The 23,051-nt window shown below is 65.4% G+C and carries 20 protein-coding genes and 1 pseudogene; 12 read left to right on the forward strand and 9 right to left on the reverse strand.

The features are described from left to right. Positions 1-23: 23 nt before the first annotated feature. The 7 genes and pseudogenes from N2602_RS16920 (at position 24) to N2602_RS16950 (ending at position 6,226) form a co-directional block, all read left to right on the forward strand. Positions 24-992 carry a sugar kinase gene (locus N2602_RS16920; RefSeq protein WP_260383322.1) on the forward strand — a complete coding sequence of 323 codons (969 nt, stop codon included), beginning with the start codon at positions 24-26 and terminating at the stop codon, positions 990-992. Between the two features lie 25 nt (positions 993-1,017). Continuing rightward, complete coding sequence (eda, locus tag N2602_RS16925; protein WP_260383323.1) at positions 1,018-1,668, forward strand: bifunctional 4-hydroxy-2-oxoglutarate aldolase/2-dehydro-3-deoxy-phosphogluconate aldolase; 651 nt, start codon at positions 1,018-1,020, stop codon at positions 1,666-1,668. A gap of 60 nt (positions 1,669-1,728) precedes the next feature. Continuing rightward, positions 1,729-2,898, forward strand: coding sequence for an acetyl-CoA acetyltransferase (locus N2602_RS16930; protein ID WP_172786327.1), 1,170 nt, complete (start codon positions 1,729-1,731; stop codon positions 2,896-2,898). Positions 2,899-3,022: 124 nt separating this feature from the next. Next, positions 3,023-3,229 carry a hypothetical protein gene (locus N2602_RS16935; protein WP_018645722.1) on the forward strand — a complete coding sequence of 69 codons (207 nt, stop codon included), beginning with the start codon at positions 3,023-3,025 and terminating at the stop codon, positions 3,227-3,229. 123 nt (positions 3,230-3,352) lie between these two features. Beyond that, positions 3,353-4,545: pseudogene (locus tag N2602_RS16940) on the forward strand (CaiB/BaiF CoA transferase family protein). A 188-nt stretch (positions 4,546-4,733) separates the two neighbouring features. Then, positions 4,734-5,870 (forward strand): thiolase family protein, encoded by a 1,137-nt coding sequence (locus tag N2602_RS16945; RefSeq protein ID WP_260383324.1) that lies wholly within the window; start codon positions 4,734-4,736, stop codon positions 5,868-5,870. Next, a complete protein-coding gene (locus N2602_RS16950) occupies positions 5,867-6,226 on the forward strand; it encodes a Zn-ribbon domain-containing OB-fold protein (protein WP_260383325.1) in 360 nt (119 codons plus the stop codon). The genes N2602_RS16945 and N2602_RS16950 overlap by 4 nt, the downstream gene beginning before the upstream one ends. Positions 6,227-6,503: 277 nt before the next feature. On the opposite strand, the gene N2602_RS16955 is transcribed toward N2602_RS16950, so the two are convergent. Further along, on the reverse strand, positions 6,504-6,701 hold the full coding sequence (locus N2602_RS16955; RefSeq protein ID WP_172786331.1) for a hypothetical protein: 198 nt from the start codon (positions 6,699-6,701) through the stop codon (positions 6,504-6,506). Between the two features lie 30 nt (positions 6,702-6,731). On the opposite strand from N2602_RS16955, the gene N2602_RS16960 reads away from it, so the two are divergent. Both N2602_RS16960 and N2602_RS16965 read left to right on the forward strand, forming a co-directional pair. Then, on the forward strand, positions 6,732-7,259 hold the full coding sequence (locus N2602_RS16960) for a carboxymuconolactone decarboxylase family protein (RefSeq protein ID WP_172786332.1): 528 nt from the start codon (positions 6,732-6,734) through the stop codon (positions 7,257-7,259). A gap of 26 nt (positions 7,260-7,285) precedes the next feature. Then, positions 7,286-7,588, forward strand: a complete 303-nt coding sequence (locus N2602_RS16965) for a nucleoside triphosphate pyrophosphohydrolase family protein (RefSeq protein WP_172786333.1) — start codon at positions 7,286-7,288, stop codon at positions 7,586-7,588. Positions 7,589-7,723: 135 nt separating this feature from the next. Here the strand turns inward: N2602_RS16965 and glsA are convergent, their stop codons facing one another. The 4 genes from glsA to N2602_RS16985 form a co-directional block, all read right to left on the reverse strand. Continuing rightward, entirely contained in the window at positions 7,724-9,571 is a 1,848-nt protein-coding gene (gene glsA / locus N2602_RS16970) for a glutaminase A (RefSeq protein ID WP_260383326.1), read from the reverse strand. 21 nt (positions 9,572-9,592) lie between these two features. After that, positions 9,593-11,803 carry a TRAP transporter permease gene (locus N2602_RS16975; RefSeq protein ID WP_260383327.1) on the reverse strand — a complete coding sequence of 737 codons (2,211 nt, stop codon included), beginning with the start codon at positions 11,801-11,803 and terminating at the stop codon, positions 9,593-9,595. 243 nt (positions 11,804-12,046) lie between these two features. Further along, complete coding sequence (locus tag N2602_RS16980; RefSeq protein WP_260383328.1) at positions 12,047-13,213, reverse strand: TAXI family TRAP transporter solute-binding subunit; 1,167 nt, start codon at positions 13,211-13,213, stop codon at positions 12,047-12,049. Between the two features lie 168 nt (positions 13,214-13,381). Beyond that, on the reverse strand, positions 13,382-13,603 hold the full coding sequence (locus tag N2602_RS16985; RefSeq protein WP_036001120.1) for a biotin/lipoyl-containing protein: 222 nt from the start codon (positions 13,601-13,603) through the stop codon (positions 13,382-13,384). A 95-nt stretch (positions 13,604-13,698) separates the two neighbouring features. Between N2602_RS16985 and N2602_RS16990 the strand changes: the two genes are divergently transcribed. Further along, positions 13,699-14,673, forward strand: coding sequence for an IclR family transcriptional regulator (locus N2602_RS16990; RefSeq protein ID WP_172786337.1), 975 nt, complete (start codon positions 13,699-13,701; stop codon positions 14,671-14,673). Further along, positions 14,603-16,162, forward strand: coding sequence for an acyl-CoA carboxylase subunit beta (locus N2602_RS16995; protein ID WP_260383329.1), 1,560 nt, complete (start codon positions 14,603-14,605; stop codon positions 16,160-16,162). The genes N2602_RS16990 and N2602_RS16995 overlap by 71 nt, the downstream gene beginning before the upstream one ends. 907 nt (positions 16,163-17,069) lie before the next feature. Here the strand turns inward: N2602_RS16995 and N2602_RS17005 are convergent. From N2602_RS17005 to N2602_RS17020, 4 genes are all read right to left on the reverse strand, one after another. Then, a complete protein-coding gene (locus N2602_RS17005; RefSeq protein ID WP_260383330.1) occupies positions 17,070-18,545 on the reverse strand; it encodes an FAD-binding oxidoreductase in 1,476 nt (491 codons plus the stop codon). A gap of 165 nt (positions 18,546-18,710) precedes the next feature. Next, on the reverse strand, positions 18,711-20,000 hold the full coding sequence (locus tag N2602_RS17010; RefSeq protein ID WP_260383331.1) for an MFS transporter: 1,290 nt from the start codon (positions 19,998-20,000) through the stop codon (positions 18,711-18,713). Between the two features lie 113 nt (positions 20,001-20,113). Continuing rightward, positions 20,114-21,310 (reverse strand): acetyl-CoA C-acyltransferase, encoded by a 1,197-nt coding sequence (locus tag N2602_RS17015; protein WP_260383332.1) that lies wholly within the window; start codon positions 21,308-21,310, stop codon positions 20,114-20,116. A 262-nt stretch (positions 21,311-21,572) separates the two neighbouring features. Then, complete coding sequence (locus N2602_RS17020) at positions 21,573-22,343, reverse strand: enoyl-CoA hydratase (protein ID WP_172786343.1); 771 nt, start codon at positions 22,341-22,343, stop codon at positions 21,573-21,575. 154 nt (positions 22,344-22,497) lie between these two features. Here N2602_RS17020 and N2602_RS17025 point away from each other — a divergent pair, with 154 nt between their 5' ends. After that, positions 22,498-23,031 carry a PaaI family thioesterase gene (locus N2602_RS17025; RefSeq protein WP_260383333.1) on the forward strand — a complete coding sequence of 178 codons (534 nt, stop codon included), beginning with the start codon at positions 22,498-22,500 and terminating at the stop codon, positions 23,029-23,031. Positions 23,032-23,051: the final 20 nt, after the last annotated feature.

The following is a 23,051-nucleotide window of genomic DNA, read 5'->3' on the forward strand; positions in this document are numbered from 1 at the left end:
CTCCGACTGAGCGGGTCCTGATGATGGCGAGCGTTGCTTGCATCGGTGAATGCATGGTCGAGCTCCGGCAGGCCCAAGGCGGCGCGTCTGCCGGGCAGGGCGGTGGTCTCTACTCACGCGGCTTCGGCGGCGACACCCTCAACACGGCCGTGTATCTGGCCCGGCTGGACGTCAAGGTCGACTATCTCACCGCGCTTGGCGACGATGCCCTGAGCGATGAGATGGTCGCGGCCTGGAATGCGGAAGGCGTCGGCACGCGGCGTGTCGTGCGGCTCGCGGGCAAGCTGCCCGGCCTCTATATGATCCAGACGGATGGCAGGGGCGAGCGCCAGTTCTTCCACTGGCGCGACAGCGCGGCGGCGCGGCAGCTGATGAGCCTGCCGGAGACCGACGAGCTGCTCAACTCGCTGATGAGCTACGACATCGTCTATCTCTCCGCCATCACGCTCTCGATCTACGACGCGGCCGGGCGCGATCGGCTGTTCGGCGCGATCAAGCGCGCGCGCCTGCTCGGCACCCGCTTCGTGTTCGACACCAATTTCCGCGCGCGCGGCTGGCCGGACCGAGATATCGCGCGGGAGGTGTTTGCGACCGCCTTCGCGGCCGCCGACATCGTGCTGACCTCGACCGAGGACCTGCTCGCGCTGCACCCCGGAGAAAGTCAGGACCAGCTGATGGCGCGCATCCCGACCCCGGAGCTGGTGTTCCGTCTGCCCGAGCCGGTGAGCCTGTTGCGCTACCCCGGCGGCGCCAGCGAGGTCCGCGCCGAGCCGATGACCAAGCCCGTGGTCGATACCACCGCCGCCGGCGACAGCTTCGCCGCCGCCTATATCGCGGCCCGGCTCGCCGGCGCCGAGCCGCTCGAGGCGGCCGAGGCCGGACATCGCCTCGCCAGCCTCGTGATCTGCTATCCCGGCGCCATCATTCCGGGCTATGCCATGCCGCCGAAGAAGCGGCACCGGCCGGCGGCCTCCCGCCAGGCCAGCAAGTAAACAGCGACCAAATGAGTCGAGAGCTATGACCACGGCTGCCCAACAGAACCATCTCGTCGCGCTGTTCAAGGCTGCGACAGTCATTCCCGTCCTCACCATCGAGCGCATCCAGGACGCCGTGCCGCTGGCGCGCGCGCTGGTTGCCGGCGGTGTCCGCACGCTGGAGGTGACCTTGCGCACGCCCGTTGCGATCGAGGCGGCGCGCGCGGTGATGAACGAGGTCCCTGAGGCGGTCGTCGGCATCGGCACCATTCTCAATCCGGCCGACTTCAGCCGGGTCGAGAAGCTCGGCGTCGCATTCGGCATCAGCCCGGGCCTGACCCCCGATCTGCTCAAGGCCGCGACCGACAGCTCCTTGCCGTTCGCGCCGGGCATTGCAACGGCGTCCGAGCTGATGATGGCGCTGTCCTACGGTTTCGACGTCGCGAAGTTCTTCCCGGCGGAGCAGGCCGGCGGCATCAAGGGCCTGCGCTCCCTCGGTGGGCCGTTCCCGAACGTGCGGTTTTGCCCGACCGGCGGGGTGGGCGAGGCCAATGCCGCGACCTGGCTGGCCGAATCCAATGTCGTTGCGGTCGGCGGCTCCTGGCTGTGCCCGACAGGGGAGATCCGGGCCGGGAACTGGGCCGGCATAACTGCCATCTGCGAGCGGACCCTCAAGGCGCTGAAAGCCGCGTGAAGTCTTGTCATCCCTGGGCTAAGACTTAGCTCAGGACAAGACCTGCAGGGAGAGACGACCATGACCGCCAGCATCGTCGGATGGGCGCATACGCCGTTCGGCAAGTTCGACACTGAAACCGTCGAAAGCCTCGTCACCCGCGTCGCCAATGAGGCGCTCGCCGATGCCGGCATTTCGGCCTCCGACGTCGACGAGATCGTGCTCGGCCACTTCAACGCCGGCTTCTCGCCCCAGGATTTCACCGCCTCGCTGGTGCTGCAGGCCGACCCCAAGCTGCGCTTCAAGCCGGCGACCCGCGTCGAGAATGCCTGCGCCACGGGATCTGCCGCCGTGCACCAGGGCCTGCGCGCGATTGCCGCAGGGGCTGCCAAGATCGTGTTGGTCGTCGGCGTCGAGCAGATGACGCGCACGCCGGGCCCGGAGATCGGCAAGAACCTGCTCAAGGCGTCCTACCTGCCCGAAGACGGCGACACGGTCGGCGGCTTCGCCGGCGTGTTCGGCAAGATCGCCAGCTCCTATTTCCAGAAATACGGCGACCAGTCAGATGCGCTGGCGCTGATCGCGGCCAAGAACCACAAGAACGGCGTCGCCAATCCCTTCGCCCAGATGCGCAAGGACTTTGGCTTCGACTTCTGCCGCGCCGAGAGCGAGAAGAACCCTTACGTCGCAGGCCCCCTGAAGCGCACCGACTGCTCGCTGGTCTCCGACGGTGCCGCCGCCCTGGTGCTGGCCGATGCCGAGACGGCCAAGGGCATGACCAAGTCGATCGGCTTCCGCGCCACCGCGCATGCCCAGGACTTCCTGCCGATGTCCAAGCGCGACATCCTGCAGTTCGAGGGCTGCACCGTAGCCTGGCAGCGCGCGCTGGAGAAGGCCGGTGTCACGCTGTCCGATCTCTCCTTCGTCGAGACCCATGACTGCTTCACGGTTGCCGAGCTGATCGAGTACGAAGCCATGGGCCTGACGCCGAAGGGGCAGGGTGCCCGTGCCATCAAGGAAGGCTGGACGCTGAAGGACGGCAAGCTGCCGGTCAATCCGTCCGGCGGCCTGAAGGCCAAGGGCCATCCGATCGGCGCCACCGGCGTCTCCATGCATGTGATGACCGCGATGCAGCTCGCAGGCCAGGCGCCCGAGGGCATGCAGCTCAAGAACGCCAAGCTCGGCGGCATCTTCAACATGGGCGGGGCGGCCGTCGCCAACTACGTTTCGGTGCTCGAGCCGCTCAAGTAGGCTCTCGTAGGGTGGGCAAGGGCGCGAAAGCGCCATGCCCACCTTTTTCCTTGCGCTAGATCATGGTGGGCACGCTGCGCTTTGCCCACCCTACGGCTCCTGATTGAAAGACGAGACGCGCATCATGAGCAATGCCTACGAAGACTCTCTCTCCCTCGAAGCACTCAACGATCGTATCGCGATCCTCGAGGACAATATCCGCCAGCTCATCGAGCAGGCCGCTGCCGCTTCCGGCGAGCAGAACGAGTCGCGCATCGCCGACCGCATCAACCAGCAGAACGACGAGCTCGAGCGGCTCCTGAAGATCCGGGAATCCCGTCAGAAGAAATAGCGGCCGATGTCGCTCCGCGGCGCATGCCGCCATACGCCGGCCGCCCTTGCGCGCGCGGCGCCACTGCCGTTAGCTGGACCGAAATCGCCGGGCATTTGAGCCCCGCGCAATCGGGAGCGAACGATGGGGCCGCTGAAGGGCGTCAAGGTCATCGACATGACCACCGTGCTGATGGGGCGACCCAGATGCTCGGTGATTACGGTGCCGACGTCATCAAGGTGGAGTCGCTGGATGGCGACGTCACCCGCCTGATCGGCCCGATGCGTCACGCCGGCATGGGTCCGGTGTTCCTCAACACCAACCGCAGCAAGCGCTCGATCTGCCTCGATCTGAAGAAGCCTGCGGGGCGCGAAGCCGTGCTGCGGCTTCTGAAGGACGCCGACGTCTTGGTCTACAACGTCCGCCCGCAGGCCATGGCGCGGCTGCAGCTCGGCTACGACGTCGTCTCCGCCATCAACCCGCGCCTCGTCTATGCCGGCGTGTTCGGCTTCGGCCAGGACGGCCCTTATGCTGCAAAACCCGCTTACGACGACCTGATCCAGGGCGCCACCGCGCTTCCGGCACTGATGGCGCAGACCGGGGACGGCGTGCCGCGCTATGTGCCGAACGCGCTCGTGGACCGCATCGTTGGCATCACCGCGGTCGGCGCGATCTGCGCCAGCCTCGTGCACCGCGACCGCACCGGCCGCGGCCAGCGCGTCGACATTCCGATGTTCGAGACCATGGCCGGCTTCGTCATGGGCGATCACATGGGCGGGCTGACCTATGAGCCGCCGCTCGACAAGGGCGGCTATGCCCGCCATCTCTCGCGCGACCGCAGGCCGTACAAGACCTCTGACGGCTATCTCAGCGTCATCGTCTACAACGACAAGCAATGGGAGAATTTCTTCAAGGCCACGGGACGCGACGACCTGCGCGCCGATCCCAAGTTTGCAACCTTCGCCGGCCGCGCCGCCAATATCGACATCGTCTATGCCGAGCTCGCCCGCATCTTCGAGACGCGTACCACGGCGGAGTGGATCGATCTGCTGACGAAGGCCGACGTGCCCGTCATGCCGATGCACGATCTCGCCTCTATCCTGCACGACGAGCATCTGGAGGCCACCGGCTTCTTCCCGGTGGTCACCCATCCGACCGAAGGTCCGATCCGCAGCATGAAGGTGACGGCGACCTGGTCGGAGACAGAGGCAGAGCCGGTACGCCTGGCGCCGCGGCTCAACGAGCACGGCGCCGAGATCTTGCGCGAGATCGGATACTCGGCCGACGAGATCGCCGCCATGGTGCGCGGCGGCGTTACGCGCGGAGCGCCGGAGTAGGGGGAAGGTATGGCGCGCAATCTCTCATCCGTCATTCCGGGGCGCGACGAAGTCGCGAGCTCTGGTGCGCAGTTGCGCACCTGAGAATCCATAACCACGATCGGGAGTATGGATTCTCAGGTGCGCAACTGCGCACCAGAGCTCGCGCCAAGGGGCGCGCCCCGGAATGACAGAGGAGAAAGCCGGCCATGAGCTTCATCACCGGCGTCGGCCTCACATCTTTCGGCAAGCACGAGGGCTCCTCCTCGCTGGACCTGATGAGCAAGGCCGCCCAACTTGCGCTCGACGATGCCGGCCTCAAGCGTACCGACATCGACGGCATCCTCTGCGGCTATTCCACCGTCTCTCCGCACATCATGCTCGCCACCGTCTTCGCCGAGCATTTTGGCATCCGCCCGTCCTACGCCCACGCCGTGCAGGTCGGTGGCGCCACCGGCCTCGCCATGACCATGCTCGCCCATCATCTCGTGGAAGCAGGCGTCGCAAAACACGTGCTCGTCGTCGCCGGCGAGAACCGGCTCACCGGGCAGAGCCGCGATGCCTCGATCCAGGCGCTGGCGCAGGTTGGTCATCCCGACTACGAGGTGCCGCTGGGACCGACCATCCCGGCCTATTACGGCCTGGTCGCCACGCGCTACATGCACGAATACGGCGTGACCGAAGAAGACCTCGCGGAGTTCGCGGTGCTGATGCGCGGGCACGCCTGCAGCCATCCCGGCGCGCAATTCCACGATCCCATCACGGTCGCCGACGTCATGGCCTCGAAACCGGTGGCGCTGCCGCTCAAGCTGCTCGATTGCTGCCCGGTCTCCGACGGCGGCGCGGCCTTCGTCGTCAGCCGCGAGCGGACGGGGAAAGTGGGCGTGCACATCCGCGGCTGCGCCCAGGCGCACACGCATCAGCATGTCACGGCAGCGCCCGTCCTCAGCGAGCTCGGCGCCGAGATCTCCATCGCCCGCGCGAAGCAGGCCACGGGTCTGGCGATTTCCGACGTGCGCTATGCCGCGATCTACGACAGCTTTACGATCACGCTCGCGATGCTGCTGGAAGACCTCGGGCTCGCCGGCCGCGGCGAGGCGGCCGCGCGCGTGCGCGCCGGCCTTTTCGGCCGCGACGGCGCGATGCCGCTGAACACCCATGGCGGCCTGCTCAGTTACGGCCATTGTGGCGTCGGCGGCGCCATGGCGCACCTGGTCGAGGCGCATTTGCAGATGACGGGGCGGGCGGCGACCCGCCAGGTGCGCGATGCCTCGATCGCGCTGCTGCATGGCGACGGCGGCGTGCTGTCGTCTCACGTGAGCATGTTCCTGGAGCGGGTGCGATGAGCGAGCGTCTGGCGGACTGGACCACGGGCGAAGAGGCCATCACCTACCAGACCTGTATCTCATGCGGGCATGTACAGTATTTCTACCGCGCCTTCTGCGCGGCTTGTGGCGAATCGGACCCGCGCGAGGCGCGCGCCAGCGGCAAGGGCAGGGTGTACGCGACCTCGCTGGTCTGCCGCGCGGCAACGCCGGAAATGCGCGCGCACGTGCCTTACAATATCCTGTTGGTCGATTGCGCCGAGGGTTTTCGCATGATGGCCCATGGCGAGAACGACCTCGCCATCGGCGATTCGGTGGTTGCGTGCTTCAAGCCCTTTGCCGGCAGGCTGGTGCCGTTCTTCGCCAAACAAAAATAGTGGGATTCGTCATTCGAGGGCGGTCATACGACCGAGCCTGGAACGGGTATTCTGGGCTTGGCTTGCTAGGGCCGCGCGTTGCGCGGTCCCTGGAGAGCCACCCCGGAATGACGAAAACTCTTAAAACGCGAACTAACGCCCGTAGAACAAGATGCTGGCGATGACGAGCATCGCCGTCACCGCCAGCATATGCGCGAGCGCTCCCGAGGCCGCCCCCTTGGTGGCTTCCTTCATGCCGTTTTCTCCCTAGACTTGGGCGTGACTCATCGTTGCGCGGTTAGCGCACACGACGGCCAATTGTTTTTACTCGGAACACCCCTTGCGAGTATCCGCCGCGATTTGTCCCCACGCGGCGAATATCGACTGTGTCAGGGTCGATCAGCAATGCGGCGGCAATTTGACTCGATGATGTTGCTCCTGCGTCCACCCGCGAATAGAGTCTGCGGAAACCTGCGCCGATGGCGACAAGAAGCATCAAAAGATCAGGGAAAACTTCAGGAAAATCATGGCCCGCATTCAGTACAGCGACCCGTCCAAGGCATCCGACCGCACCCGCGAAATCCTCGACAAGAACCGTCATGCCAACATCTTCCGGATGATGGCGCATTCGCCGAGCTACTTTGAGCAATATTGCCGCCTCGGCGGCGCCATCCGCCACAAGGGCGAGCTCGATCCGATCGTGCGCGAGCTTGCGATCACCCGCACCGGCATCCTGTGCGAGGCACCCTATGAGATCGTCGCGCACAAGCGCATCGGCAAGAATGTCGGCGTCACCGACGAGCAGAACGAGGCGCTCGAGAACTGGCAGGCAGCATCCTGCTTCAACGAGGTGCAGCGCGCCGCGCTCGCCTTCACCGACGAGATCGTGAATCTGAAGAAACCGACGGATGCGACCTTCAGGGCGATCGCATCGAAGCTGACGCCGGCCGCGCTGGTCGAGCTCCAGCTCTCGGTCGGCTTCTACATCATGACGTCAAAGTTCCTGGAGACCTTCGAGATCGATCTCCAGCCCGTCACCGAAGTGGTGGGCTGAATCGACGCAAGCGGCGGGGAATGCCGATGACGATCGATGAATATGCGGCCTGGGCCGCAACCATTGCCAAAGTCGAAGAGCATCCGTCCAACGAGCGGCTGTCCTACCTCGGCCTCGGCCTTGCCGGTGAGGCGGGCGAAGTCGCCGAGCACATCAAGAAGCTCTTGCGTGACGATTGGCTCGACAAGGCGGGTCTCGTCGAAGAGCTCGGCGATGTCGTCTACTACTGGGCCTGCCTGTGCGCCGCCACCGGCCAGCAGCCATCCGCGCTGCTCGATGCCAGTGCCGCCAAGATCAAGCGACGTATCAGCGAAGCCGCGAGCCGGTAAGCGGTGAGCTGGGAACTCCGGCGTCATGGCCGGGCTTGTCCCGGCCATCCACGTCTTGCCAAGCGGTACGAAGAACGTGGATGCCCGGGACAAGCCCGGGCATGACGACTTCTTGGGGAGCAACGTCGGCGTTCATTACGTCGAGGTCAGAATATCCACCTTGGCGTTGGCGACGATCAGGCGGTCGGCCAAGAGCTGGGCCAGGTTGCGCATGATACATTCGCTGGCGCGGGGGTGCTGCTTGCGGAAGCGCTCGAAATCCTTCAGCGGCACCTCGCAGGCCGTCGCGGCCATGTCGGCGAACACGTCGGCGGAGCGGGTCTGCTCCAGCAGCGCCATCTCGCCGAACGCCATGCCGGCGGTGAGCGTGGCCAGCCTGACGCCGTCGGGCAGCGTGACATGCACGGCGCCGCTGCGCAGGAAGTAAAGGGCATCGGCGGGTTCGCCGGCCGTGAGAATCTTCGCGCCCGATTGATAGGTCCTGATGGTGCAGAGCGAGGCGAGATCGGTCAGCTCTTCCTCGCTCAGCCCGGTCAACAGGGGCTGCTCGGCAAGCTCGGTGGTCTCGTGAAAATCGATCGAGCCGCCGTAGCGATAGACGATCTGGTCTTCGGCCCATTCGATCGCCGTGTCGAGCAAATAGAAGTCGCGGACGTTCTTCAGTTCGGCGGTCCATTCCCGCAAGCTGTTCCATTCCTTGGAGGCGCGCCGGACGCCTGACAGCACGACGGTCACGTTCAGTGCCGCAAGCTCCTCGAACGCTTCGGCCACCAGCCGTGCGCCGGCGCGTGTAGTTGAGGTCACGCGGTGAAGATCGAAGATCACGAATTGCGGCCGCGGTCGTCCGGCAAGCCGGCGCGAGACGTAATCGACCGCCGACAGCGACAGCGTGCCGACCAGCTCGATGATCCGCACCTCCTGCTCGTGGGCCGCCAGGATCTCGCGCTCCTGCGGGCGGCGCACGCGGCGAGAGGGGCTCCTGCCGATATCGTAATCCGCGATGACGGCGTTGCGCGCGTCGTCGCTGCGGTTGAGCATGTGCAGGTCGTAGTGCGATGACAGCGCCTCGCAGACCTTGATGCCGCGCACGCTGTTGCCGTGCTTGTCGAGCTTCGGTGAATAGCTGCCGAGGCCGAGGCGGGCAGGGAGCGCCGCCAGGATGCCGCCGCCGACGCCGCTCTTGGCGGGGATGCCGATGCGGTAGATCCATTCGCCGGCATAGTCGTACATGCCCGAGGACGTCATCACGGAAAGGGTACGCGAGATCGCGTAAGCGCTCAGCACCTGCTCGCCGGTGACGGGATTGATGCCGCGATTGGCGAGCGTCGCCGCCATCACCGCGATGTCGCGCGCGGTCACCAGCACGGCGCATTGGCGGAAATAGACGTCGAGCACGCCCGCGACATTGTCCGAGATCACCGCGTTGGTCTTGAGCAGATAGCCGATGGCGCGGTTACGGTCGCCGGTCTGGCTTTCGGAAGCATAGACCGCTTCGTCGATAGAGAGATCGCGTCCCGCAAAACGGCTGAGCGCAAGGCGAATCTGCTCGAAAGCGTCGGTACCCTTGCTGTCGTAGATCAGCCCGGTGCAGGCGATCGCGCCGGCATTGACCATCGGATTGAACGGATGGTTCTCGGAATTCAGCCGGATCGAGTTGAAGGGATCGCCGGAGGGCTCGACGCCGATCGCGCCTTCGACCTTGCCGGCGCCGAGCAGGTCCAGCGCCAGCGCGAACACGAAGGGCTTCGACATCGACTGGATGGTGAAGGGCACCCGGCTGTCGCCGACTTCATAGACGTGGCCGTCCAGCGTCGCCAGGCTGATGCCGAAATAGGCAGGATCGGCCTTGCCGAGCTCGGGGATGTAATCGGCGACATGGCCTGACGTCTCGGCCGAGAATTCGCTAAGGCAATTGTCCAGAAACCGCAGCAAGGGCGGCTTCGAACGGGTCCAGGCGGTGGCGAGAGGCGAGAGCGGTTTCATCGCCTCCCTTGTGCAACGCAATCAGGGCACGCGCAACCCGTCCGGCATCACAGGCTGGCGCCGGACCAGGAGAAGCGCGATCAGGATCGTCGGCAGCAGGATGCCAAGGCCCAGCAGCGTCACCTGCATCTGCGACAACGGCATGATGCCGCCGCCGGGGGTGGCGACCACGAAGCCGCCGATCACGAGCAGCACGCGGATCGGCCATTCCAGCATCCCGGCGCGGCGCAAGTCGCCGACGAAGGACTGGTAGCCCTGGATGCCGCCGCAGATGAAGAGGATGCCGAAACAGGCAAGTCCCGTGAGTCCAAGCGCCTCCAGATAAGGATTGCTGCCCTGGAGCAGCAGCGCCGGGTTGAGCACGAAGAAGAACGGGATGAAGTAGATGATGCTGCCCACCCACATGCTCTCCCAGCCCGTCTTCATCGCCGGCGCACCGGCGATGCCGGCCGCGGCGAAAGAGGCGATCGCCACCGGCGGGGTGATCGAGGACAGCATGCCCCAGTAGAAGATGAACATGTGCACCGCCATTTTGTTCAGCCCGAGCTTCTCCAGTGCGGGCGCGACCAGGATGGCGAGGAAGATGTAGCAGGAGGTCGTGGTCAGCCCGAGCCCTAGGATCAGGCTGGTGATTGCGCACATGATCAGCAGCAGGAAGGCATCGCCGCCCGCGATGCTCAGCAAATCGTTGGCAAGGCTCGAGATCACACCGGTCAGCGAGAAGGCGCCGATCAACAGGCCGCAGCCGGCGAGGATCGCGATCAGCTCGACGAACGTCTTGCCGTTGAGCTCGAGGAATTGCAACCAGCGCGCGCCGCCCCAATTCTTGCCGGGGAAGAATTCGTTCAGCGCCGCCAGCAGGCACATGCCCCACAGCGCAGCGTTGAGCACGCCATACCAGAACATTGCGGCCGTCGCCGCGATCGAGCCGGCGAGGACGAGCGTGTTTCCGAGCTTCCAGCGCGCCGGACCGGACCATTGGTGCAGGATCACCAGCAGCACGGAGGCATAGAACGGCGCATGGCTCTCGCGCTTGAAGTAGAGCAGCATCACCACGAGCACGACGATCACGAAGAGATAGTACCAGCCCTCCTTGAACGCATCCCAGAACCGCGGCAGCTCGGCGCGCGGCAGGCCCTTCAGCTTGTGGCGGGCGGCATAGGCGTCGACCTGCGCGAACAGGCCGACATAATAGAGGATCGAGGGAATGGTCGCGGCGAGCGCGACGTCGGCATAGCCTGTGTTCATGAACTGCGCCATGACGAAAGCCGTGGCGCCCAGCACCGGTGGCGCCAGCACCGCGCCGGTCGAGGCGCAGGCCTCGATCGCGCCGGAATAGGACGGCGTGAAGCCGGTCTTCTTCATCGCGGGGATCGTCATCGTGCCGGCGGTCAGCACGTTGGAGACGATGCTGCCGCCGACGGTGCCGAGCAGGCCGGATGCGAACACACAGACCTTTGCCGCGCCGCCGCGGAAGGTGCCGCACATCGCGAACGCGATATTGATGAAGAATTTTCCGGCGCCCGTCATCATCAGCGCGGTGCCGAACACCAAAAAACCGATCACGGTGTCGGCGAAGGCCTGAATGGGAATGCCGAGCAGGCTCTCGCCGGAGAGCATGTGATAGGAGGTCGTCTGCTGCAGCGTCGATTGCGTGCCGCGGAACGGCCCGAGCCAGCTCGAATCCGCAAACAGCGGATAGAGCGTGAAGGGCAGCACGCTGAGCAGCAGGCTCCAGCCGCCGGTGCGCCGAAGCGCCTCCATCAGCACGAACCACATCACGAGCCCGGCCGCGATGACGTTGGTGGGCGCGCCGTCGAACTCCCAGCCGAGCTGCGCCGCCTTGCGGATATTGAGCATCAGCCAGATCGCCGAGCCGAAGGTCGCCGCGAACAGCGCAAGGTCATGCCAGGGGATGCAGTCGAGCGGCGCCTTGTCCGACCCCGGGAAGATCAGGAAGGTGAACGGCAGCATCAACGCGATCAACAGATAGAAATATTCGGTGTTGAGCTGGGTGTAGTCGATGAAGAACCGCAGCGAGAATTGCTGGTTCACACACAACAGAATGGTGGCCGCCGTGGCCGCCATCAGCACCCAGCGCCACGCGCCCTTCAGGGTGCGCACGCGCGTGACCTCAGCCTCCTGCAAGTCAGCGGCGGCGCCGAGATGCGGATCTGCGAATTCGACGCGCCTTACTTCGTCCTGGGGGCCGCTGGAGATTGAAGCAGACATGATCGATCCCGGACGTGGGCTGCAAAGTCGCGACTAGGCGAACGATTGTTGGTTGAAGCGGTCGCGCCGCAGGCTCCTCAACCTCTCCCGCGTGCGGGAGAGGTTGGCGCGCAGCGCCGGGTGAGGGCTTTCTCCTCTGGGGGAATCCCACCGTGGAGACACCCTTTCCCCAACCTTCTCTCGCACGCGGGAGAAGGGGCGCACTTCTCGCGGGGCAGCGATCAAGCCCGACAGCATCTCGCTCTATTCCTCGAACCCATTCGGCATGCCGGCTTTCGCCAGCGCCGCGGCGCGGGCCTTCATCCAGCCGTCGAGGAACGCCTTGTCGTCCGACGGCGGGTTGGACTTGCCGTATTCGGTCCAGGCTGCGCCGAGCACTTCCTGGCGCTTGATCAGCTGGTTGTTGTGCGCCTCCTGCGCATCGCTCCATTGTCCGGCTTCCTTCAGCGCTTTCACCGCACCGGGATGCACCGGCACCACCCAGTTCTTGGTCTGGCGGTCGGCCGCGAGCCCGCCGGCGCCGGGCGCGGAATCCTTGTAGGCGTCGTAGTTGACGATCATCGCCTTGGTGATGGCGTAGACCTGGTCGGCCGGTTGCGAGGCATAGGCGACGAAGATCGGGTAGGGATAATTGCCAAGCTCGACCGGCTTCTCCGGCGAGATGCCGGCGCCGCAGGTGGCAAGCTGCGGGAAGAAGAACGAGCCGACCTTCTGCATCCGCGCCCAGCCTTCCTTGTCCTTGGCGGGCAGCGGCGGCCAGGTCAGGCCGCGCGGCGAGGTCTCGGCCTCCTTGGCCGGACCGGTGATGGTGGTGCCGAAGGCGGCATCGACGTCGTTGTTGATCAGGCCCTTCCACATCGCCCCGTAGCTCGCGAACTCGACGGCCTTGACGTCGTTCTTGGTCAGCCCGGCGAAGGCGAGCACCGCGAGCGAGTTCTGGTTCAGCGCAGGCGAGCCGACCACGAAGCCGACGCGCTTGCCCTTGAGGTCCTTCAGCTCCTTCACGCCGGTGTCGGCGGCGACCGCGAGCGAGCCGCAATTGCAGTCGACGGACGAGAGCAGGATCTGCAGCGGCTGCGGCCCCCATTCCTTCGAGCCGAACTCGAACACGCCTTCCTGAGCGAAATAGGTGCCCGATCCCATCGCCGCGGAAGCCGCGCGCTTGGCGCGCAGCGGCGCGAGGCGAGCAACGTCGTTGCCTGCGGGCAGCACGCGCACGTCGGTGCCGTATTTGTCCTTCATCATCTTGCCGACGCCGACCGCGATGTTGAAGCCGGCGGTGCCGGTGTCATAGGCGGTGAACGTCAATGTCGCCGGCAGCTTGGTGTCTTCGGCAAGCGAATAGCGTGTAGACGCAAAAGAAATGCCCGCCACCAAGGCAGGTGCGAGCACGAGCAGCCCACGAAGCATGTTTTCCCTCCAATGATCCTCGCTTTGGCGCGAGGATTTTCGTTCTTTGTTTGAAACAACGTTTTGTTTGAAACCGATCATGTCACCGCGATCAAGCGATGGCAACGCCGCACCGCGCACGCAGGAATGCGACTGACAGATTGTCGCGGAAACGAACGGACAACGTGTTTAACTCGCGACGATCGCGATCGCCTGTCCCTCGGCAACGACGTCGTCGACCTTGACCAGAAGCGATGTGATCGTGCCGTTCGCGGGTGAGGGCACCGGGATCTCCATCTTCATCGCTTCGACCACCACAACGTCATCGCCATCCGCGACGGTTCCTCCAACTTGCACGGGAGTTGCGCAGATCCGTCCCGCGACCTCCGTGACGATCTTAATTTCTGGCATGCCATCGCCTTTTTGTTGTCGTCGCAAAATGCCTGAGGTAGCGTCGTCTGCAAGTGGAATTTAATTCCGCAGAGCGGAACATAACGGTAGGGATCATGGGACGACGTTCGGAGCGGTTGAGCAGGCAAGGTGCGCTCGCTGGTGAAGCCGGTGAGGGTGATGTGATCCAGGTGGTGTCGCGCGCGTTCGACGTGTTGCGATGCTTCGAGGGCCACGAGGCGCGACTCGGCAATCTCGAGATTTCAAATCGCTGCGGTCTGCCGCGCTCGACGGTATCGCGGCTCACGCACACGCTGACCCGCATGGGTCAGCTCGTGTATCTCCCGCGCGATCAGAAGTATCGCATCGGCCCGAGCGCGGTGGCGATGAGCGCTTCGATGATGAAGGGCGCGCAGCTGCGCAGCATGATTCGCCAGCGGCTGCAGGAAGTCGCCGAGCAGTTGCCGGGCACGGTCGGATTCGTCGTCCCCGACCGCTTCCATCTCGTCTATCTCCAATTCGCGCGTTCGCCGACCGCGCTCGGCTTGCACGAGGGTACCGGCAGCCGCATCTCGATGGCCTCGACCGCCGCAGGCGCGGCCTACACCGCGGCCCTGGCGCCGGAAGTCGGCGATGCCTTCGTCGCAGACATGGAGCGCGAAGCCCCCGAGGCTGCCAAGATTCTCAAGCCCCGCATCGAGGCCAACCGGCAGATGCTGCGCGAGCGCGGCTATGTCGTGGCCTGCGGCCTCTGGAGCCCGCACATCAACGGCCTCGCGGTGCCGATCTGGTCGCCGCAATACCAGACCTTCGTGGTCATCACGATCGGTCTTCTGTCGGCGATGTATGACGAGCAGCGTCTGCACGACGAAGTCGCGCCGCTGATGCTCCAGCTTGGCCGCTCGCTCGGCAGCCTGATGGAAGGCGCGGAAGGCGACGCCTTCAACAACCGTATCTCGCGTAAGCCGGTCGCCATGGCCGTGCACAACAATAACAAGCCGATCCATTCGGAGGGAGTGAATGAACTGGAAGCCGGAACTCGACGAGCTCGCCCGGCGCGAAGCCTTCGCGCGGGAGATGGGCGGCGTTGACAAGGTCAAGCGACAGCATGACCAGGGCCGGCTGACTGTTCGGGAGCGCATCGACAAGCTGATCGACAAAGGCAGCTTTCACGAGATCGGTGCCGTCTCCGGCATCGGCGAGTACGATTCCAGCGGCGATCTGAAGAAGCTCACGCCGGCCAATTGCGTATTCGGCCGCGCGCGCGTCGACGGCCGCACGTTGGTCGTGGTCGGTGACGATTTCACCGTGCGCGGCGGCTCGGCGGATGCGTCGATCTCGGCCAAGCCGCTCATGGCGGAGGAGATGGCGCACGATTTCCGCCTGCCCATCGTCCGCATCATCGAGGGCTCCGGCGGCGGCGGCTCGGTCAAGACCATCGAGACCAAGGGCGCGGCCAATCTGCCTGGCGGCATTGGCGGCACGCGCTGGTATCGCTTCACGACGGAGAACCTCTCGCGCGTGCCGGTGGTCGCGCTCGGCCTCGGCTCGGTGGCGGGCTTGGGGGCCGCGCGTCTTGCCGCCAGCCACTATTCCATCATGACGCGGAAGTCCGCGATGTTCGTCGCAGGCCCGCCGGTGGTGAAGGCGCTGGGGCAGGATCTTACCAAGGAGGAGCTCGGCGGCGCCGACATCCAGACCCGCGCCGGCGCGGTCGATCACGCCGTCGACACGGAAGAAGAAGCGTTCGCCTGCGCGCGGCGCTTTCTTTCCTACCTGCCGTCTTCCGTCTACGAGCTGCCGCCGACCTTGCCCTGCACCGACAACCCCGAGCGCAGCGACGAAGCGCTGATGAACGCGGTGCCGCGCAACCGCAAGCAGGTCTACAAGATGCGGCCCATCATCGAGTCCGTCGTCGACAAGGGCTCGTTCTTCGAGGTCGGGAAGAACTTCGGCAAGCCGATCATCGTGGGCCTCGCGCGGCTCGAGGGCCGGGCGGTGCTGCTGCTCGCCAGCGACAGCTTCCACTATGGCGGCTCCTGGACGGCCGATGCCTGCCAGAAGGTGGTGCGCTGGGTCGACTTCGCCGAGACCTTCCACCTGCCGGTGGTCTATCTCATGGACTGCCCGGGCTTCATGATCGGTCTCGATGCGGAGAAGGCGGCCACCATCCGCCACGGCGTGCGCGCCATGGCGGCGGTGAACCAGACCACCGTGCCCTGGTGCACCGTGATCCTGCGCAACGCCTTCGGTGTCGCCGGTGTCGTGCATCAGCCGGCCGACCGCTTCTCGATCCGCTACGCCTGGCCGTCGGCCTATTGGGGCTCGCTCCCGCTCGAAGGCGGCATCGAAGCCGCCTACCGCGCCGACATCGACGCCGCCGAGGACAAGGCGGCCAAGCTGAAGGAGATCGAGGAGCGCCTCAACAAGCTCCGCTCGCCGTTCCGCTCGGCCGAAAAATTCTGGGTCGAGGAGATCATTGATCCCAGGAAGACGCGCTCGCTGTTGTGCGAGTTCGCCCGCCTCGCCGAGCCGCTACGCAAAGTGGGGCCGCCGGAGAACATGACGATCCGGCCGTAGCATTGATCCGAATTGGTTGCATGCCGCGAGCTTGACGCGCTGATCGAGCATTCGTGCGCTGCGAGTTAATCATCTCTAGCGCTACGTGTAGGCTATGAAATCTTGCAGTTGTTGCGCGCAAGCGCAACCACTTTCAGCCGCTGTTTAGGCCCATTTCAGCCAAACTGTTATTGGTTTCTCGTTGCCCGGGGCAGGGTCTCTCATTTGGAGTCCTGCAATGTTCAAGCGAGTATTTTCTGCGTGCGTCTTCGTTGCCTTGGGTTCTGTCGCTTCGGAAGCGCGCCCTTACCGAACTCATCAAGCTCCTGAATGCAACGTCACCATGCCCTGCGACTTCTCGTTTTCGCAGACGCGACGCGAGCGGGCTTCCAGGCCCTCACTAGCTTCCAGATCTTCGCCGGTTTCCAGCCCCACGCTGCAAGCGTACCGCTCCGCACAACTGACAGTGACTGATGCTGGGGGCACGACCACGCCGGCGACGGTCTCCGGTGCTCACGGCGCTCGCGTCGTCGGCGGCCGTCCGGCCGGTTGCCCTTCCTCGTTCTGCGGCTGCGGCGCGGCTCTGCGCGTGTTCGGCCGCATCGTGCCGGAATTGAATCTTGCGTCCAACTGGCTCCGCTTTCCCAGGACATCACCCGCACCGGGAATGGTTGCTGCGCGACGAGGACACGTTTTCGTCCTTGAGCAGCACCTCGGAGGCGACGTCTGGATGGCCTATGACGCCAACTCGGGCGGGCGCACGACGCGAATCCACGCGCGCTCATTGCGAGGGTATACGGTTGTCAATCCGCGCGGCGGCTCGGTGGCTTGAGGACAGCGGATAGCATTCCGGGAATCGCGGGCGGGTCGCAACATCTTTGCGACCCGCCAACGCCGAACAAATTGTTGGCGCCGGGCTCGCAGTCGATCACAGCCGGAGCACCTTGCCGGGATTCATGATGTTCTCAGGATCGAGCGCGCGTTTGATGCTGCGCATGATGTCGAGCTCGGTCTTGGAGCGGTAGTGGCTGAGCTCGTCGAGCTTGTCGATCCCGATGCCGTGCTCCGCCGAGATCGAGCCGCCCATGGAGGTGACGAGATCGTTCACGGCCCGCGTAATGGCGGCCGTGTATTGGTTCAGCGTCTGCTGGTCCATGCCCTTCGGCCCCATGAACGAAAAGTGCAGATTGCCGTCGCCGATGTGCCCGAGCGGATAGGGCCGGATGGTCGGGAGAATGTCGAGCACGGCCCTGAGGCCCTTGTTGATGAACTCCGGAATCCTGGAGATCGCAACCGACACGTCGAAACTGATCCCCGGTCCTTCGGCGCGGGAGGCCTCCGCCATGGCTTCTCGGATGCGCCACATGTTGCGCGATTGAGCGAATGTGTGCGCGATCGTCGCATCCAGCACGCGGCAGGCTTCGAGTTGATCGGCGAGAAACTGCTCCATCTTGCCGGACATGCCCTCGGTTCCGTCCTGGCGCGGGCGCGCCGACGACCATTCCAGCAGCAGATACCAGGGCGTGTCCGCCTTCAGCGGATCCTGCGTGCCGGGAATGTGGCGCAGGGAAAGGTCAATGGCGGCCCGGCTGAGCAGCTCGCAGGAGCCGACATTGTCCTCGGATGCCGCGTGCGCCTCGGACAGGATCTCCAGCGCCGCGCGGGGATCGCGCACCGCCAGCCACGCCGTGCAGACGTCCTTTGGCGCCGGCCACAGCTTGAGCACGGCCTTGGTGATGATGCCCAGCGTCCCCTCGGCGCCCATGAACAGGTGCTTGAGGTCGTAACCGGTGTTGTCCTTCTTGAGCGCGCGCAATCCGTCCCAGACCTCGCCGCTCGGCAGCACGACCTCGAGCCCCAGCACGAGGTTGCGGGCATTGCCGTAGCGCAGCACCTGCACGCCGCCGGCGTTGGTGGAGAGATTGCCGCCGATCATGCAGGAGCCCTGAGCACCGAGGCTGAGCGGCAGGAAGCGGTCGTGCTGGCTTGCGGTCTCCTGAAGCGTCTGCAACACGCAGCCGGCCTCGACCGTCATCGAATAGCCGACGGGATCGACCTCCAGCACGCGGTTCATGCGGCCGAGCGACAGCACGATGCCGGTGTGCGCAGGCCAGGGCGTCGCCCCGCCCATCAGGCCGGTGTTGCCGCCCTGCGGCACGATCGCGACGCCGTGCTCATGGCAGAGCCGGACCACTTTCGAGACCTCCTCGGTGCTCCCAGGACGAACGACGGCGCCGGCGCTGCCGACCAGCAATCCCCGCCAATCCGTCACGAACGGGTGCTTGCCGTGCTCGTCCTCGATCAGGCCCTTCTCGCCGACGATCGCGCGCAACGCATCGCGCATCTCGGCGGTCAAGGGGGCGGTTGGGATGGCGGGTGGGGACGACGGGAAGGCAGCCGGCATTTGTTTCCTCTGGCGCATCTTGGTGTGCACTGCGCACGGTGACGTGCAGAGGGCATTGTCCACGTTTGGCGCGAGGAGTCTAACGGGAATGTGGCCGAGCGCGTCTTGCGGATGGTGACGCCGCCGGGTCCGGCGTCACCATCACGATCGGGTCGTCAGCCGGCTTCAGGCCGTCGCCGGCTGCAGTTTCGGCTGCCGCGACAGCGCCAGCACGATCAAGGCCGCGAACACGCAGAGCGCACCGGCGATGAAGAAGGCGGGCAGGTAGCTCTGGTAGACCGTGCGCGAGAAGCCTGCGCCGAACGCCGCGGTGCCGGCGCCGAGCTGATGGCCGGCGAAGATCCAGCCGAACACCAGATTGGCGCGCTCGGGCCCGAACTTTTGCGCAGTGAGCCGCACCGTCGGCGGCACCGTTGCGATCCAGTCGAGACCATAGAACATCGCGAAGACCGAGAGGCCGTAGAACGAGAAATCGCTGAACGGCAGGAAGATCAGCGAGAGCCCGCGCAGGCCGTAGTACCAGAACAGGAGCCAGCGGTTGTCGTAGCGGTCCGACAGCCAGCCCGACATGATCGTGCCGAAGAAATCGAAGATGCCCATCGCGGCGAGCAGGCTCGCCGCCTGCACCTGCGGGATGCCGAAATCGAGGCACATCGGGATCAGGTGCACCTGCACGAGGCCGTTGGTGGAGGCGCCGCAGACGAAGAAGGTCGCGAACAGGATCCAGAACGCCATCGATGTCGAGGCGTCGCGCAACGCGCCGAGCGCAACGCCCGTGATCGAGCCGTGGCTGAGCGGCGGCGCGGGCAGCGGCTCGGTGCCTTCGTCGCCGAACGGCCGCAGCCCGACGTCGCTGGGGCGGTCGCGCATCGCGAGCAGCACGGCCAGGGCGGAAACGCCGAGCATGATACAGACGAAGCCGAGCGCGAGCCGCCAGCCGAAACGTTCGGTGAGGCTTGCGAGCAGCGGCAGGAACACGAGCTGGCCGGTGGCGACGCTCGCGGTCACAATGCCGACGACGAGGCCGCGCCTTGCCGCGAACCAGCGCGTGGCGATGGTCGCGCCGAGCACCAAGGCCGTCATGCCGGTGCCGATCCCGATCACCACGCCCCAGAGAGCAATGAGCTGCCAGACCTCGGTCATGCCGAGCGAGAGCACGAGCGCCGAGACCACGATCAGCTGAGCGGCCAGCGTGACGTTGCGCAGGCCATAGCGGTTGAGCAGGGCGGCCGCGAACGGCGCCATCAGCCCGAACAGGATGAAGCGGATCGACAACGCGGAGGAAATCTCCGCCGTGCTCCAGCCGAACTCCTTCTGCAGGGGCACGATGAACACGCCGGGCGCGCCCACCGTGCCGGCGCTGATCAGCGCGGCGAGAAATGTCACGCCGACCATCACCCAGCCGTAATGGATGTTGCGGCGGGACAGTGCTGCCGCGAGCCAGTTCGAGATCATCGGGCCTCAATTTGGTTGGCGGGCCCCAGAGAGACCCGCATCATCGTTGCAATCTGGCACAGACAAGGAAAGTCTAAAATGCCAAGACTTCCCTCAATTTCGGACATTGGCGGTCAGCGAGCTGACCGTTCGACTGCGATTGCGGTGGCTTCGCCGCCGCCAATGCACAGCGCCGCGATACCGCGCTTGAGGTTGTTGGCCTCCAGCGCATGCAGCAGCGTCACGATCAGCCGCGCCCCGGTGGCGCCGATCGGGTGGCCCAGAGCGCAGGCGCCGCCGTTGATGTTGAGCTTCTCGCGGGGAATGCCGAGATCGCGCTGCGCCGCCATCGCCACCACGGCGAAGGCCTCGTTAATCTCGAACAGGTCGACGTCGGAGGCAGCCCAGCCGACCTTGTCCAGGAGCTTGCGGATCGCCGGGATCGGCGCCGTGGTGAACCATTGCGGCTCCTGGCTGTGGGTGGCGTGGCCCTTGATCTCGGCGAGAACGGGCAGGCCGCCCCGATCTGCAAGCGAGCGCTTGGTCAGAACCAGCGCGGCGGCGCCGTCGGCATTGGCGGAGGAGGCGGCCGGCGTGATCGTGCCGTTGGCGCGGAATGCCGGTTTCAATCCGGGGATCTTGGCGGGGTCGACCTTCAGCGGATGCTCGTCGTTGGCGATCACGCGCGGTCCGGCCTTTTCGGTCAGCGTGATCGGCGCGATCTCAGCCTTGAATGCGCCGCCCTCGACGGCCTTGCGGGCGCGGCTCAGCGTCTCGATCGCATAGGCGTCCTGGTCCTTGCGAGTGAACTGGTAAGCCTCCGCCGTGGCCTCGCCGAAATCGCCCATGGACCGGCCGGTCTCGTAGGCGTCCTCCAGGCCGTCCATCATCATGTGGTCGATGATGCGGTCATGGCCGACGCGATAGCCGCCGCGCGCCTTGGCCAGCAGGTAGGGCGCGTTGCTCATGCTCTCCATGCCGCCGGAGACGACGATGTCGGCCGAGCCGGCGCGGATGATGTCGTGCGCCAGCATGGTCGCTTTCATGCCGGAGCCGCAGACCTTGTTGACGGTGGTGGCACCGGTCGCGTCAGGCAGACCCGCGCGGCGCGCCGCCTGCCGCGCCGGCGCCTGGCCCTGACCGGCCGGCAGCACGCAGCCCATGAAGACCTCGTCGACCTTCTCGGGCGCAAGCTTGGCGCGCTCCAGCGCCGCACCGATCACGTGTGAGCCGAGCTTGTGCGCGGGGAGCGGCGACAATTCGCCCATGAAGCGGCCGAGCGGGGTACGTGCGGCGGAGACGATGACGACGGGATCGGCGGCTTCGGCCATGATGGGCTCCCTGGCGATGATAGGTAAGATGACGATCATCATATGATGCGGCGCAAAAAATGCAACCGCGGCAGGGATGAGAAAATGTCGTGGGCCGGATGAGATTTGGTCGTTCGATCGGGAAGGTGTCAATCGACCGTACACTGTCATCACCCGCGAAGGCGGGTGATCCGGTATTCCACAGACGACGCGGTTAGAACCGAGAAGGCGCGGCGTACTGGATGCCCCGCCTTCGCGGGGCATGACACCGGTATCGAAGCGTTTACCGCTTCCGGTTCACAAACGCGCCCATCAACCGCGTTGGCTCATCCGTCAGGAACGACTCGCCGAACACTTTCACGCTCAAATTCACCGACTCGGTCAGAGGCAGCTCTTCCCACTGCCGCAGCAGCGCCTTCTGCGACCGCAGCGCCTCGGCGCCGCATTCGAGCAAGGCCTTCACCAGGTGCTCGATCTCCGCATCCAGCCCGCCCTCCGGCGCGACCTTGTCGATCAGCCCCCAGGCGAGCGCAGTGGCTGCATCTATGTTCTCCGCCGTCATCACCAGCCAGCGCGCGCGGGCCCAGCCGATCAGGCGCGGCAACAGCGCGGCGTGAATCACCGAGGGGATGCCGACGCGCACCTCGGGCATGCCGAAATGGGCGTCGTGCGCGGCGATGCGGAAGTCGCAGGCCGCTGCCACTTCGAGCCCGCCGCCGAGGCACCACCCCGGCATGCGTGCGATGACCGGAGCCGGGAACTGGCGCACCGCCTCGCAGAGATCGCGCAGGCGGCTGATGAAGGCTTCCGCGGATCTCTGGTCGAGCCCGGCCATCTCCTTGATGTCGGCCCCGCCGATCAGGCTCTTCTCGCTCTGGCCGCGCAGCACCACGACGCGGATGCTGCGGTCGGAGCTTAGCTGCTGCAGGCCTTCGCGCACGGCGTCGGTCACCGGCGAGCCGAGAATGTTGAGCGGGCCGGCGTTGCAGATGGCGACGTGAACGACGCCGCGCGCATCGCGCGTCACGCCGCAGTGGTTGTTGAGCATTTCCATCGTGGAGTCTCGAGGTTTCGTGGACATGCGCAAGGTGCGCCGGTCGGGATCACTTCCGGGCCGAAACCCCCGGCTTGTCAAGCGGGCAGGGCAGCGGAGTTGCCAGCGTGAAGTCCGTGGCATAGTATGATGCAGATCATCTAAAGAGGCTGCCATGACCGGTAATGATCGACTCGACCTGTTTTCGCCCACGCAGCGGCGCGAACGCGTGGTGGACTGGCAGGTGCCTGCGCCGGTCGCCAAGGTGGCCATGGGTCTGTCGGGCATGGAGGCCATGCTGGGCATCCGTGACGGCCGGCTGCCGCCGCCGCCCTTCGCAAAGCTGATCGGGTTCATCATGGCCGTGGTCGAGCCGGGCCGGATCGTCATGGAACTGGAGCCGCGCCAGGATCTCGAAAACACCATCGGTCTTCTGCATGGTGCGACCGCCGCGGCGCTGCTCGATACGGCCATGGGATGTGCCATCTCGACCCGACTCGAGGCCGGACAAAGCTCGGTGACCCTCGATCTGAAGCTGACCTATCTGCGCCCGCTATCGGTTCGCTCGGGGCTGATCTCGGCCGAGGGCAAGATCATCAAGCTCGGGCGCCAGACCAGCTATACCGAAGGCTTCGTCCGGGACGGCAAGGGGGCCCTCGCGGTGCACGCAACTGCAACGTTCTCCATGATCGGAAGCAACTTAACATGAATTAATGCACCCATTTCGTC

It is taken from the genome of Bradyrhizobium sp. NC92, assembly GCF_025200865.1.
GTDB lineage: Bacteria > Pseudomonadota > Alphaproteobacteria > Rhizobiales > Xanthobacteraceae > Bradyrhizobium.

Coding starts and splice junctions, on each gene's coding strand:
- N2602_RS16930 (WP_172786327.1), top strand. CDS start 1,729: ATGACCGCCAGCATCGTCGGATGGGCGCATACGCCGTTCGGCAAGTTC.
- N2602_RS16985 (WP_036001120.1), bottom strand. CDS start 13,603: ATGCCAGAAATTAAGATCGTCACGGAGGTCGCGGGACGGATCTGCGCA.
- N2602_RS16935 (WP_018645722.1), top strand. CDS start 3,023: ATGAGCAATGCCTACGAAGACTCTCTCTCCCTCGAAGCACTCAACGAT.
- N2602_RS16980 (WP_260383328.1), bottom strand. CDS start 13,213: ATGCTTCGTGGGCTGCTCGTGCTCGCACCTGCCTTGGTGGCGGGCATT.
- N2602_RS16955 (WP_172786331.1), bottom strand. CDS start 6,701: ATGCTTCTTGTCGCCATCGGCGCAGGTTTCCGCAGACTCTATTCGCGG.
- N2602_RS16975 (WP_260383327.1), bottom strand. CDS start 11,803: ATGTCTGCTTCAATCTCCAGCGGCCCCCAGGACGAAGTAAGGCGCGTC.
- N2602_RS16920 (WP_260383322.1), top strand. CDS start 24: ATGGCGAGCGTTGCTTGCATCGGTGAATGCATGGTCGAGCTCCGGCAG.
- N2602_RS17005 (WP_260383330.1), bottom strand. CDS start 18,545: ATGCCGGCTGCCTTCCCGTCGTCCCCACCCGCCATCCCAACCGCCCCC.
- N2602_RS17020 (WP_172786343.1), bottom strand. CDS start 22,343: ATGGAAATGCTCAACAACCACTGCGGCGTGACGCGCGATGCGCGCGGC.
- glsA (WP_260383326.1), bottom strand. CDS start 9,571: ATGAAACCGCTCTCGCCTCTCGCCACCGCCTGGACCCGTTCGAAGCCG.
- N2602_RS16960 (WP_172786332.1), top strand. CDS start 6,732: ATGGCCCGCATTCAGTACAGCGACCCGTCCAAGGCATCCGACCGCACC.
- N2602_RS17010 (WP_260383331.1), bottom strand. CDS start 20,000: ATGATCTCGAACTGGCTCGCGGCAGCACTGTCCCGCCGCAACATCCAT.
- N2602_RS16990 (WP_172786337.1), top strand. CDS start 13,699: ATGGGACGACGTTCGGAGCGGTTGAGCAGGCAAGGTGCGCTCGCTGGT.
- N2602_RS16965 (WP_172786333.1), top strand. CDS start 7,286: ATGACGATCGATGAATATGCGGCCTGGGCCGCAACCATTGCCAAAGTC.
- N2602_RS16950 (WP_260383325.1), top strand. CDS start 5,867: ATGAGCGAGCGTCTGGCGGACTGGACCACGGGCGAAGAGGCCATCACC.
- N2602_RS17025 (WP_260383333.1), top strand. CDS start 22,498: ATGACCGGTAATGATCGACTCGACCTGTTTTCGCCCACGCAGCGGCGC.
- eda (WP_260383323.1), top strand. CDS start 1,018: ATGACCACGGCTGCCCAACAGAACCATCTCGTCGCGCTGTTCAAGGCT.
- N2602_RS16945 (WP_260383324.1), top strand. CDS start 4,734: ATGAGCTTCATCACCGGCGTCGGCCTCACATCTTTCGGCAAGCACGAG.
- N2602_RS16995 (WP_260383329.1), top strand. CDS start 14,603: ATGAACTGGAAGCCGGAACTCGACGAGCTCGCCCGGCGCGAAGCCTTC.
- N2602_RS17015 (WP_260383332.1), bottom strand. CDS start 21,310: ATGGCCGAAGCCGCCGATCCCGTCGTCATCGTCTCCGCCGCACGTACC.